A 13,046-nucleotide genomic window follows, 5' to 3' on the forward strand; every position below is an offset into this window, starting at 1 on the left:
GTTTGTGCTGTTTCCAGGAAGGCAGACAACTGCATGTCCCGCAGGCCCCAGAAGCCGAACCGGCGCGCCTCGTCACATCCATCGTCCGCGTCGTCACCGCGTGATTTCCGGATGCCGGTAATCACGACACCCGCACTTCCCGCCGTTGAGGACTTCGCCGCTCTGGACATGCCCGCGGCGCTGCTGAAGACTCTCACCGCGCACGGCGTGACCACCCCGTTCCCCATCCAGGCCGCCACGCTGCCCAACTCTCTCGCCGGCCGTGACCTGCTGGGACGGGGACGCACCGGCTCCGGCAAGACCCTCGCGTTCGGGCTGGCGCTCCTGGCCCGCACGGCCGGACTCCGCGCGGAGCCCAAGGCACCCCTCGCCCTCGTGCTGGTGCCCACTCGTGAACTCGCCCAGCAGGTGACAGATGCTCTGACCCCCTACGCGACCGCGGTGAACCTCCGGCTGGCGACCGTGGTCGGCGGGCTGTCCATCACCAAGCAGGCCGGCGCGCTACGGCGCGGCGCCGACGTGGTCGTGGCGACACCGGGCAGGCTCAACGACCTCGTGGAACGCGGCGACTGCATACTCGGCCAGGTACGCATCACGGTGCTGGACGAAGCCGACCAGATGACGGACATGGGCTTCCTGCCGCAGATCACCAGGCTGATCCAGCATGTACGGCCCGACGGACAGCGCATGCTCTTCTCGGCCACCCTCGATCGCAACATCGATCGCCTGGTGCAGCGGTTCCTGACCGACCCCGTGGTCCACTCCGTGGACCCCACGGCGGGAGCGGTGGCCACCATGGAGCACCACGTGCTCCACGTCCAGGACGAGACCGACAAGAAGGCCGTCACCACGCGCATCGCGGCCCGTGACGGACGGGTCATCCTCTTCCTGGACACCAAGAGATCCGCCGACCGGCTCGCCAAGCGGCTCCTGGCCGTCGGTGTCCGCGCGGCGGCACTGCACGGAGGCCGCTCCCAGCCGCAGCGCAATCGCACCCTGGAACAGTTCAGGAACGGCCAGGTGACCGCGCTGGTGGCGACGAACGTCGCGGCCCGGGGCATACACATCGACGACCTCGACCTCGTCGTGAACGTCGATCCCCCCACCGACCACAAGGACTACCTCCACCGGGGCGGCCGCACAGCCCGCGCCGGCGGCTCCGGCAGCGTGGTGACGCTGGTCCTGCCCGCCCAGAAGCACGACGTCACCCGGCTCATGTCTGACGCGGGCATCCGCCCCCGGACGGCCCGCGTCACGTCGAGCGATGCGCATCTGGCCACCATCACCGGCGCCCGCGAGCCCTCTGGCGTGGCCGTCACCATCGAGCTCCCCCAGCCGGCGACACCGAAGGCGCCTGCCCCTGGCCGGAAGACCGGCACCAAGCCCGACAGGCGATCAAGCCGCCGCCGCCGAAACGGCGGTGAGGGCAAAGCGCCGACAGGTGCTGCCACCAGGACAGGAAGTCAGGGCTCGGGCCGCCGGGCCGCGGCCGGGACGACGGCGTCTGACGGCGCCTCCCCAACCAGCAGGCGCGGTTCTGCCCGCCGGGCGGGATCCTCCGGGGCCACCGGCAGTACCGTCAACGTCGGCGGCCGCAGCTCCGGCCGCGAGTCCGCAGCCGGTACGGCGACCGGCACCGGCCTCGGCAAGGCTGTCCGCGGATCCGGCCGACGGACGGCGGCCGGCCCGGCCTCGGGCGGGGCTACAGCGACCGGCGGTCGCAGCTCCGGCCGCCGAACGTCTGCCACCTGAGAGGCCCTGACAAAGGCGTTGGATGTGTCGGCGTGTGATCGTGGTCATGGCCACGGTCCGCGAACAGCATGTCGGGCCGGCGTCCGGGCCGGCCGACGACGCCGGCCACGGCCGGGACCTTGTCCCGCAGCAGGCGGCAGCAGCTGGGTTGCGCCGTTGCGGTTGCCGCCGGTCCGCGACACCGCGAGCGGGACGTCCTGCCCGGCACCAGTCCAGCTGCTCCGGCGGAGAACCGCATCGCGAGGGGCCCGGTTCCCTGCCTGTGCGAGAAGCACTGGCCGAACTCTTCGAACCTGAGCGGGAGTCACTGCGGGTGTCTGCGGAGCAGGCAGCATTGATCTTCCTGGGTCTGTTGTTCGTCGGGGCCGGCAGCCCGCTGGCGGAATGCGAGTCCGCGAATCCACCTGGGAGTGCGCCACCTTGTCGACGTATGCCTGCATGGCGTTCTGTCGCAGCCGGTCGAGATCTGAGAGGTGGAGCATGTCCATCACGCTGAACCACACCATCGTTCCGGCTGTCTGCAAGGAGGTGGCAGCGCGCTTCTTCGCTTCCGTCATGGGCTCGGGCTTGACGGTGGCGCCGCCAGTCGGACCGGCCGAGCCGGTGGGCCACGTCGTGAATGGGTCGGACGATCCGTGCGGTGAACAGGCGCTGTCTGGTTGCAGGACAGTGGCAGCAGCGCGTCCGGGGCGGGCCCGAGAGGCATAGCAGCGGACTCGGTGCTCATCGAGCACAGCCGGCCCCTCCCCGCTCTGGAAGATCTCCTCCACCCGCCACCTGCCAGCGCTGTCCGCAGCCTCGGGCTGCCGCCGTAGAGTTCGGTCCCCGGCGATCCACGCGGCATGGCGATGTACAACTCCCGGTCAATTGGCTGGGAATTCTCACACCCTCGGCGGTGCCGGTGTACCGGCACTGGACACCGCCATATCACCAATAGTGACGTCGGCCGGCCACAGCGTGACCCATGGTTCCGAGGAGCCACAGCACGACGCCGAGCACGGTCAAGATGATCCCGATCGTCCACAGGATCGATATACCGGTGAGGAAACCGACGATCAGCAGAATGATGCCAAGGGCGATCATGATGTGCCTCCTGCGTTCTCAGTCGCTGTGCGGGTTCCCCGAACCAACGGCCTCACCCGTCAGCGGTGAGGAAACTCGGGAGCGTGCTCGACCGAGCCATCGACATGTGGGCAGGGCTGCCGCACCCTCTAGGGTCTGTTGCGAAAGTGGATCTTGTTCATTGGTGATCACGTTTCGTGGGACGTGGTGATCTGTCGAACGGCCACTATGGCAGGCACCTGGCCGGGATAGATTGTCGCCAACGATGTGCGCAACGCCCCGGTCTTTGCGGGAGGACTCCGGCGGGCGCACTGGTGCCAGGACGCATCCGGGGTCCGCGGAGCGAGAGGGAGTGCCGAGCGTGCACCATGACGTCAGCCCGGCCCTCCCCGCACCCGGGGATGCTCTCGTGCCACGGTTGCTCCCGGCACGCCCACGGGCCGCCGTGGTGCTGTTGCACGGTGGCTCCGAGACCAGCGTCAGCCCCTCGCGCCCCTGGCATCTCGCGCCACTGCGCATGGTGCCCTTCCAGCGGGCGATCACGACCGCGCGGCCGCACAACGACGTCCTGCTCGCCCAGGTGCGCTACCGCGTGCGCGGCTGGAACGGCACCCGGGCCGACCCGGTGACGGACACCCACGAGGCGCTGCACCAACTCGCCGCGCTGGCCGGTCCTGTGCCCACGGTCCTCGTCGGACACTCCATGGGGGCGAGGGCCGCCTTGCGTGCCGCGGACCACCCTCACGTGTACGCGGTGCTCGGGCTCGCGCCCTGGTGGCCGCCGGGCGAGCCGGTGCACCACATGGCGGGCCGTCATATCGTGGTCCTGCACGGCGAACGGGACCGGACAACCTCTCCCGACGACTCGGCCGACTACGTGCGCCGGGCGCGGGGCACGGCGGCCCGGACGGCAATGGCCGTGGTGCGCCACGGTGACCACGCGATGCTCCGGCGCCACCGGTTCTGGCATCACACTGCCGCGGGCATCGTCGCTCATCTCCTCGATCCCGACGGCCGCCCGGACCCCTTGCCCGCTGAGTGCTACGGGACAGAGCCCTTCCCACTGCTCTGACCGGCGGTGCTCGGGTTGTCGAGCCCGGTGTTCGGAACCCGCTGTACGCCGTCGGGGACGGATCCGCGGCGCAGCCTCGCACGGCGTGGTGACCCAGCGTCGCCCGGCGCGGCGGGAGACCACGGTGTCCGGTGACAGGTCGGGCGTCGTCACCGTCGTGTTCGCCTCCGCGACCTGGCCACTGTCGCGGGAGCACGTCTTGAGGCAGCCGTGGAGCCGCAGCTCGCGCCCGGTGCGGCTGAGCCAGGTTGGCCGGGGCTTCCCCAGGCCGCCGTACCCGATGAGGCCACACTTGGTGCGGCGCTCCGCGCGTGTGGTGAGTTCGACGGCGGCGGCATCACCGTCATGGCACGCGAACCGGGAACGGGGTGTGGCGCGAGGCGGGCGCGAAGCCGGACGCACGCGCGCTCCCTCGTCCCCCAGCTCCGCCCTACCTATGTTGCGGGCCCGCGTCGGCCAACGGGCGCGCCTGTCGATGGCTGCCGGAGGCCAGCGCAGTGTTGTGATCGGTGGTGCCGTCGTGGCCGGATCCGCAGCCGTGTGCCACGAGCGCCTCCAGCGACTCGGGGCAGTGAGCCGACCGCACGGTCGGTCAGCCAACCGTCCGCATCGGTTGTGCCCGCGAGCACCGCGTCGCCCGCCGAGGGGCCGTGCCGTACGCGGACGTCGAGGCCGGCAGTCGGCATCCCCCGGGTGAGCAGGCCTTCCCCGAGCCGCTTGAGCGTGTGGGAAAGGAGCTGGGAGACACACCTGATCCGAGACAGTGCCGCTATGAGTCAGAGGCCGTGGTGTCGGCGTTTCTCGCTGGTGAAGAGCTGCCTCGGGGGCAGGCAGCATACGGGCCGGGCGCTCCGGGACACGGACCACAGTGCTGTGCACCGACGCCCCCGACGAGGGCGGAGAACGCCGTACCCCGATCTCCCACGACCAGGCGAAACTCGGTCGTGCCGCCCACACTCGGGCGACGAAAACCGCTATGCCGGTCTGACCCGAACAATCCAACCGGAGACCAAGGGGACGGCGCGTGAACCCAGACTGCAGCACTCTTCAGACATCGCGGCGCGGTTTGCTCCTCACGGGCAGCGCACTGGCCTCCACTCTGACCGAGGCTCCCGCGGCACAGGCCCTGACCCGCGCGCGGGACACCCGCGGTGCAGTCCCCGAGGAGCCGCATTACCCCCTCGTGACGAGCCCGGCAGACTGGCACCCCGTGGCCAGGGAACTGGACGGAGCCGGGCAGTTGGGCGCGGACGGTATCGTCTACCGCGCCACGTTTCCCCGCTCCGACCTGAACCTGTCCTCGTACGGCGTCAGCGGTCTGATGCAGGCGTCGTACGCGGCGTTCGCCCGCTACCCCGACGGCCGCACGATGCTCATGGGCGACGTAGTCGCAACCGAGGCCGAGCTGCAGCGAGTCACCGACGCCGTCCAGGCGCACGGCCTGGAACAGTGCGCGATCCACAAACATCTGCTCACCCACCGTCCCACCCTGTGGTGGACGCATGTCCGGGGAGTCTCCACCGATCCGGCGGCCCTGGCCTCCGCCATGCGAGCCTGCCTGGACGCCACCGCCACGCCCGCACCCCAGGCCCCCGACAGGACCCCTCCGGCCGGCCTCGACACCGCGGCGATCGACGCCGCGCTCAATGCGAAGGGCGTGAGCGAGGACGGCTACCGCTTCTCCTTCGCCCGCAAGGAGACCATCAGCGACGACAACTGCGTGGTGCCGCCTGCCATGGGGGTGACGACCTCCTTCACCTTCCGCTCCCTGGGGAACGGCCATGCCGCGGTGAGCGGGGACTTCGTCATGATCGCAGGCGAGGTCCAGGGGGTCATCAAGGCTCTGCGGCACGGCGGCATCAGCGTCGTCGAGCTGCACAATCACTCTCTGAGCGACAACCCCCGGCTCTTTTACCTCCACCTCTGGGCCGTCGACGATGCCGTATCCCTGGCGCGAACCCTTCGGACAGCCGCCGCGGCCACCAATCTCGCCGCCAATGCCTGACAGGCATCGTGGCGCCGAGGCGGCACGGGCCGAGCACGAGGCCATCACAGCCGGGACCGGCATGCCGATCCATCTCCGCACTTCAGCCAGGCCGACCGCCATCTCCCACGAGCTCCGGCCTCGATCTGGGCGAGTTGGGAGGCGAGGCTCTTTTCGAACGCGGCGCGGCGGTCTGCGCCGAGGGGGCGGACGTCGCGGGCGAAGTGGGCCAGGGCTGGGAAACGTTCGAGTCGGCGCCCAGTAGCGCGCCGGGATCTCCTCGTCGGTCAGGCCGGACGCCCGCAGCAGTTCGGTTTCGTTGCGGAAGTGCGGTAGGAGCTTGATGAATCAGTCCCGAGGCTGCGGCGAGCTTGCGCACACCGAACAATCGGCGTCGCTCGTGCGCAGCAAATCAGCCGCCGCATTCAGGATCTCCTACTGGGTCTCTGACCGGGCAGGACCCAACGGACCCGCACAGCCACTACGCCCGGGCCGAAATGGCCGACGCAACACGGCACATGAAGATGACCAGGATGATGGCGAAGGTGGTGAGGTCCTAGAAGACAGCTTTGCCGAGAACCGGACTCGCCGCAGCCCTGGCCGTACCCGCTTTCTTCCGCCCGCACATCCACACCACCTGCGGCCTCGACGCCACCCGAGCCCGGCACGGAGCACGGCGCAGCCCTCAGCTGGAGCGGTTACGGCAGCGCTCGGGCACGAAAGCCGTCATCTACCTCACCGACCTCGGCGTGATCATACGTGGATCGAAGTGCTCGCCCTGTGGCCCTGCCGACCGCCAACTGTGGGATCACTCGTCAGGCAAACACAGAGCTGACTTGACGCAGCACTCGGCACTGATCCGGCCCCGGCACGACGACAGTCGTGTGATGAACGCGGCGCCTGTTTCCGTCCAGACCACGTCCTGGGAAAGTAACGAACTGTTCCACGATTCCCGTCGGCCTCATCAGGGCACCGCGAACGGTCGCCCGTTGCACCCATCGCCCACATCGATCGCCGACTCTGACGAGACGACTCCCTTCGGCGTACGCCAGCTCCATCACGTATCGAACCCGATAGATCACGGTGCGCGATGAACAACCGTCGAGGACAAGGTGGGAGGCACCCTGGAGGAGGAGGTATGACGGCGGGAGAGGAGGCGTGATGCGAACCAGCGACGAGATCTATCACCGGGTCCGCTGGGATCCGCGGTTCGACCCGGCCCGGTTCGTGCTGGGGATCAGCCAGCGCGGGGATGCCGTCAAACGCGTCTCACTGCCTTCCTTCGTGCCCGGAGGCGACATCCCGTGGCACAGGGTCGTGTTCATCGAGGCGGACGGCGAGGTGGTCTGGGACCGGGCCACGGGTGTGGACCGCATCGACGCATCGAAAGCCGGCCGGGTACGGGACCCGCAAGCCGACCTGAGCTTCGACACTGACTCCGGCAGGGGCAAACCCGTCGGCGACCTCAACGTGTCCCCGACGGCCCGCACGGCGGTGGCCTGGATCCCGCCCGCGGAGCTGTGGCCGCCCGTCCAGGACATCCGCTGGGATTACGATCCACAGATCCACCGCTGGCCACCGCACGTCAATGTGCTCTTCGGATTCGTGCCGGAGTCCGACTTCGAGCGGGCCGCCCTGCTGCTCACCGCGGCGACGACCGAGACGCCGGTATTCACCGCCCGGCTGGACGGGGTGCGCACCTTCCGGCACAGGGCGTACTCCACCGTGTGGCTCGACCCGGCGGCAGCCGGTGAGGCGCCGTGGGTGGACCTGCACCGCCTACTGCAGCAGCGGTTCCCGCGTTGTCGTGGGCCCGCCAAGAACTTCACCCCACATCTCTCCCTGGGCCGGACCCGGGATCCGCAGCGGGTCAGCGCCGACTGCGCCGCCCGGCTCGACACCATGACGGCGACAGTCTGGGAGCTCGTCCTGCTCTCACGCAGGGGCCAGGGTCCGATGCGCCCACGTGCCACCGTCGCCCTGCGCACGGGCGAGGTCCGCTGGCTGCCCGAACCCGGCCCAGAAGCGCCGGGCCCGGAGGACACGGCATGGCTCTCCGAGATCACCGACAGGTGAGGCCACAGCCAGGTGAGCCAGAGCGCCGCCGGCCGTGCCGACGAATGCCTCGTCGGCACCGGCTTGGTGATGGACGGCTGACCTGCGTCACGCATTCACCCCGTGGTTGGCCGTCGCCTTGCCGCCGAAGGTGCCCCGACCGTCGTCGGCGTGGGGTTGCCAACGGCCTCCTGGCCGGTCATCTCGCTCGCGAAGGCGGGGGAATCGACGACGGTTCCCCGACGAACTCGCCGGCAGATCACGAAACCGCACCGGAGGTGCCTGGCGCCGCACAAAACCCCAGGTCACTGGCCTGGTGTCTTTCCTTGCCGAGATCAACAGCCGACGATGGCGCCACACTCGTACCTACTTCCTCACCGGACGCAGCCCCGCCTCCCAGGCCCGCACTCTGCACCTCACGCCCGCGGGCGAGCTGATCGTTGCTCCCTCCGACGCGCGTGCACACGACCACCTCCGGCACTACGTCGCCGCCGTCAAAGCGATGCTCGGCTGGTCTTCGGCAACGGGGAGCTGGTCTCCACAGTGGCCGACCGACTGGCCTGCGGACTGGCTCCGCTCCAGGCCCTCGACGGGCTGGACTACGAACCGGACCCGCCGATCTTCACTCCCCGCCTCACGTGATCGCGGACAACCACAAGGGCGGGCCAGGCTTGGTTCGGTGCCGCGCGACGCAGCACCGCGAACCGCACCGCGAACGGCTCACCCTGCACGTCAGCGATCTGACGCCCGGCGAGGGAGTGCTGATGCCGACCTACTGCTCCGACGGACAGGAGATCGCCACCAGCGCCCCCTTCACGGAGATCCGCACCACCGCTCAGCCCCGCGGCGACCTCCTCAACGCGCTGTGGTCGGCATTGCCACCTCAACTCCGTGTTGCCGCCGCCCTCTTCGCACCCGGCGACTTGCTGAGTGCCGACATCCGACAGACCTCACCCACTCGCATCTGGTCTTCCTCCGGTGTTGAGTCCAGGGGCTCTGCACCGGAGAAGCCAGTCAGCAGGATCAGGTCATGAACAGACGCAGGGCAGCAGGCCAGAGGCTGGGGAATTACGCCGGCGTCGGCAGCAGGCATCCGGCTCCAGGTGATCACTACCGCGTCCAACGTCAACGACGTGACCCAGAACCTTGTGCTGATGGACGGCATCCCACCGGTCGCCGGCCGCATGAGACGTCCCCGCACGCGCCCTTCAGGGTGCCAAACGCCGACTCGCCAGCCTTTGCGATGATGAGGTCGCCTGCCCCGTGTCCGGGACCGCCGGCCTCGCAGCATCCGGGACATGGTGATGGTCAGCGAGCCGCCCGCCGAAGCCGCCGACCGCGCTGCTCCTGGGCAACCCTCCGGCGGCACGATGACCAAGAGTGATTGTCAGTGGTGCGTGAGACGGTAGGAGCATCGATCGACCCGAACTTGGGGGGGGAGCTCGTCATGTCCGGAAGCCAGAACTACATCAATCACGTTGCCCTTGTGCTGGATGCCAGTTCGTCCATGTCGCATCTGAGCCGTAAGGTCGTCGAGGTCGCCGACCAGCAGATCGCATATCTTGCCCGCCGATCCAGGGAACTGGACCAGGAAACCCGCGTCACGGTGTACGTCTTCTCCGACAGGGTGGAGTGCGTCATTTACGACAAGGACGTGCTGCGCATGCCGTCGCTGAAGCAGCTGTATCGGGTCGGTGGAATGACGGCTCTGCTGGCAGCCGCGCTGAAGTCGCAGCGGGAGCTGGCGCAGACGGCTCAACTGTACGGCGACCACAGCTTCCTGACGTTCGTACTCACCGACGGGCAGGAGAACGCAAGCCATCGCTGCCCGGATGCCCCTTCCGGGGATCCGCGTGAACTGGTCGAGGCCGTCGCCGGGATGATCGAGGCACAGGAAGACAACTGGACGCTGGCCGTCCTTGTGCCGGACCAGATGGGCAAGCGCGAAGCCATGCAGTGCGGCTTCCCGAAGGACAACATCGCCATCTGGGACGCCACGAGTACCCAGGGTCTGGAGGAGGCCGGGCAGGTTATCCAGCAGGCCACCGAGAAATTCATGGTGGGTCGCACCCGGGGCATCCGGGGATCGCGGGCGGTGTTCTCCACGGGTGCCGAGGCGGTCAACAAGGACACCATCAAGGCGGCCGGCCTCACCCCGGTGAATCCGTCACGGTACGAGCTGATCCCGGTGACTCGTGACGCGGCGATCCGGGACTGGGTCACCGAATGCGGACACACCTACCGTACTGGCGGTGCTTTCTATCAGCTGAGCAAGTCCGAGAAGATCCAGTCGCGGAAACAGATAGCGGTGCTGGAGAAGAAGACGGACCGGGTGTACACCGGGCCCGAGGCCCGAGCCCTGCTCGGCCTGCCGGACGTGGAAGTTCGCGTCAAGCCGGACCACAACGACGACTTCACGATCTTCGTGCAGAGCACCAGCGTGAACCGGAAGCTCGTGCCGAACACGCGGATACTTCTTATGCTCTGACGCCTTGTCAACTCTCTGTTCACGAAGCCTCGTCGGTCCGGCGCTCCGTCGGCGAAAGAGTCGGCGGCTGTGGGCGCGCGTGCGGCACAAGCGTACGTGTTACTGAGGCCGCCGCCTCCACACCGATCGCCCCAGCGCTGCCCGCATCTCCGACCAAACCCACACCGCCACCCCCTGACCGGCCGTGCCCCAGCCCCGTAAAGCCGCTACCTGACAGCTGCGGGCGCCGCCAGCCCAAAACTGCAACTGCGCAGCCCATCGAGAGCCCCGTGGCAACGCACTGACCTCAAGCCGATGGGACACCCGAGCACCCTACGTGGGTACTGGGCCAACGTTGCCTGATGCGGCGCTAGTGGCTCTGGGCCCGTGGAGGACGGCGTCCGGCCCGAGATGGCCATCACATCACCAGATCGCCCGCGGAGTGCCAGGCCGTTCTGCGCCGGGTATTGGTGCACATGGCGCGGCCCTTCGGCTACGTACGGACGGAGGAAGAAATGCAATCGCCTGGTCGCAACCATCATCCGCTGGCTTGTCAGCGACGACTGGTGCCGCATCAGCCAGCGTTCGCCCCGGTGTTCCTCGTCCCTCGCGCCATTTTGTGAGCCGGTGGACGTGCGGCCGTTTCAGTGAGCTGGAGGAGAGCTCAGACAGCTTTGGCCAAGAGCCGGATCCCTTATGTATCCCGTTCAGGAAAGACGCTGGATCGTAGGACGCATCCCGCCTTACGGTGGCGCCATGAGCGATCACTCGGAAGCGCCTGTCGCGCCCGTCGAAGCCTACGAACCCCCCTACTACGTGGCTGTCTTCACTACGGTGCGAACCCAGGACCAGAGCGGCTACAGCGAGACCAATGCACGCATGGAAGACCTGGTGAAGGACGTCCCCGGATTCCTGGGGATGGACCACGCGCAGACTCCTGGCGGGCTGGGCATCACCGTCGGGTACTTCCGCGACGCCGACGCCCTCACGGAATGGCGGAGCAACGCCGAGCACCGCGCAGCGCAAAAGCGCGGGCAAGCCGAGTGGTACCAGAGCTACACACTGCATGTGGCGAAGGTGGAACGGAGCCACGGGTTCAGGCGAGCGTAGGTCCCTCAGCGACCGTTCCGCCACAAAGCTCGCATCGAACGGGTCAGCCTGCCCCTCGCGAGCCCGATCTGGCTGGCGCCGCGTCAGAGAACCTTCGTTCTGCCATGACATGACGCACCGTTCGGATCCTGGTCCGGCAAGCGCCGTCCCGCGAGGCTGTCCGGGTGGCAGAACGAGTACGCGTCCGCGAGATCGATGACGACGAGGGCAAACGCCTGCTGCGGATCGTCCGCAGGGGCACCGGCTGGGTGGTGACCTGGCGGCAGGCCCAGATAGTGCTGCTGTACGCCCAGGGCATGACGGTGGCGAAGATCGACGAAGTGACGTTCACCAGCGCGGACCGGGTCCGGGCCGTGATCCACAACTTCACCACCGACAGGGAGCTCGTCGATCCGGTCGCGTGCTGTTCGGCAGCGCCTAATGCTGGCCCCTCCCCCACTGGCCGACGTCCGCATCGCGGCGATCGACGCGGACGGGTCCCCGGTGCCAGGAATCATGTGGCGTTCCCTGACCACGGCCAACGCCCGGCGCCTGTTCCCGGAGACAGGGCCGTGAACGGGCTCGCGTCAGGCGACGCCGTGGAGACCTTCCGTCGCCGTGCCCGTCTTCGAGGTGAGGACGCGCAGCGCCTCGTAGGTGCGGCTGCCGGGCTCCGCGGTCCACACGACGAGCTGTTGTTCGGGATCCTCGGCGCAGGTGAAGGTGGACCGCTCCAGAGTCAGGTCGCCTACCACGGGGTGACGGAGCAGCCTGGTACCGCCGGCTCGCGCGGCGACATCGTGCGAGGTCCACCACAGCCGGAACTGTGGATCCAGCGCGGAGAGTTCTTCGACGAGCGCCGTCAGGAGGGGGTCGTGAGGGTTGCGCCTGCTGTCCATGCGCAGGTGCGACAGGGCCATTCGGGCCATGTCCTCCCAGTCCCTGTAGAGCACGCGGATAGCGGGGTCGGTGAACACCAGGCGTACATAGTTGCGCTCCTGCTCAGGGATGCGCCCGAAGTCCATCACCAGGGCGGCGGCCATGGCGTTCCATGCCAGAAGATCGGTGTTGCGCCCGATGACGAACCCCGCTGTCAGGGTGAGGTCGTCCAGCAGGTGCTGCAGTCTCGGCTGTACCACCTGCCGGTCGCTCCGGCCGACCGTGGGCACAGCGGTCTTTCCGGCGAGGGTCAGCAGATAGTCACGCTGATCATCGTCGAGGCGGAGCACCTGGACGAGAGCGTCGAGGACGGCTACGGAAGCGGGGATGCGGCCCTGCTCCAGCCGTGTGTAGTAGTCGGTGCTGATCGAGGCCAGCCGGGCGACTTCCTCACGGCGCAGACCGGGAACACGCCGTGACTCGCCGTTGTCGGGCAGGCCCGCCGCGCCGGGGCTCAGCTGGGCACGGCGCGCCTTGAGGAAGGCCCCCAGTGCGTCCAGGCTCGGGTCGCGGTGCACACCCACAGCTTGGCACGTGGCCGCGATCGTGCGCACAGCAGGTCCGACAGCCGTATGGCGTTCACGAGTGGCGCGACTTCCACGCGGGCCCGCGGGTCACCATGGTGC

At 68.5% G+C, this 13,046-nt stretch carries 9 protein-coding genes and 2 pseudogenes; 8 read left to right on the forward strand and 3 right to left on the reverse strand.

All coding sequences use genetic code 11. The features are described from left to right. Window positions 1–33: 33 nt before the first annotated feature. The gene (locus tag O1G22_RS01905) at window positions 34–1,752 is read left to right on the forward strand and encodes a DEAD/DEAH box helicase (protein ID WP_270079653.1); all 1,719 of its coding nucleotides are present in this window, start codon (window positions 34–36) and stop codon (window positions 1,750–1,752) included. Window positions 1,753–1,789: 37 nt separating this feature from the next. On the opposite strand, the pseudogene O1G22_RS01910 reads toward O1G22_RS01905, so the two are convergent. Further along, window positions 1,790–1,946, reverse strand: a pseudogene (locus O1G22_RS01910) (IS5/IS1182 family transposase); the annotation flags it as partial. A gap of 733 nt (window positions 1,947–2,679) precedes the next feature. After that, complete coding sequence (locus O1G22_RS01915) at window positions 2,680–2,835, reverse strand: DUF6131 family protein (protein WP_225102647.1); 156 nt, start codon at window positions 2,833–2,835, stop codon at window positions 2,680–2,682. Window positions 2,836–3,223: 388 nt separating this feature from the next. Between O1G22_RS01915 and O1G22_RS01920 the strand changes: the two genes are divergently transcribed. The 7 genes and pseudogenes from O1G22_RS01920 to O1G22_RS44470 all read left to right on the forward strand — a co-directional run. Continuing rightward, complete coding sequence (locus O1G22_RS01920) at window positions 3,224–3,886, forward strand: alpha/beta fold hydrolase (protein ID WP_270079654.1); 663 nt, start codon at window positions 3,224–3,226, stop codon at window positions 3,884–3,886. 1,210 nt (window positions 3,887–5,096) lie between these two features. Next, window positions 5,097–5,891, forward strand: a complete 795-nt coding sequence (locus O1G22_RS01925; RefSeq protein WP_270079655.1) for a DUF1259 domain-containing protein — start codon at window positions 5,097–5,099, stop codon at window positions 5,889–5,891. 1,140 nt (window positions 5,892–7,031) lie between these two features. Continuing rightward, window positions 7,032–7,946, forward strand: coding sequence for an RNA repair domain-containing protein (locus O1G22_RS01930; protein ID WP_270079656.1), 915 nt, complete (start codon window positions 7,032–7,034; stop codon window positions 7,944–7,946). A 617-nt stretch (window positions 7,947–8,563) separates the two neighbouring features. Further along, window positions 8,564–8,959, forward strand: a complete 396-nt coding sequence (locus tag O1G22_RS01935; RefSeq protein ID WP_270079657.1) for a hypothetical protein — start codon at window positions 8,564–8,566, stop codon at window positions 8,957–8,959. Between the two features lie 413 nt (window positions 8,960–9,372). Continuing rightward, on the forward strand, window positions 9,373–10,413 hold the full coding sequence (locus tag O1G22_RS01940; protein ID WP_270079658.1) for a vWA domain-containing protein: 1,041 nt from the start codon (window positions 9,373–9,375) through the stop codon (window positions 10,411–10,413). Between the two features lie 735 nt (window positions 10,414–11,148). Beyond that, window positions 11,149–11,502, forward strand: coding sequence for an antibiotic biosynthesis monooxygenase family protein (locus tag O1G22_RS01945; RefSeq protein ID WP_270079659.1), 354 nt, complete (start codon window positions 11,149–11,151; stop codon window positions 11,500–11,502). 164 nt (window positions 11,503–11,666) lie between these two features. Further along, window positions 11,667–11,879, forward strand: a pseudogene (locus O1G22_RS44470) (IS630 family transposase); the annotation flags it as partial. A gap of 189 nt (window positions 11,880–12,068) precedes the next feature. Here O1G22_RS44470 and O1G22_RS01955 read toward each other — a convergent pair. Further along, entirely contained in the window at window positions 12,069–12,938 is an 870-nt protein-coding gene (locus O1G22_RS01955; RefSeq protein ID WP_270079661.1) for a helix-turn-helix transcriptional regulator, read from the reverse strand. Window positions 12,939–13,046 lie beyond the last annotated feature (108 nt).

This window comes from Streptomyces camelliae, from assembly GCF_027625935.1.
Taxonomy (GTDB): domain Bacteria; phylum Actinomycetota; class Actinomycetes; order Streptomycetales; family Streptomycetaceae; genus Streptomyces; species Streptomyces camelliae.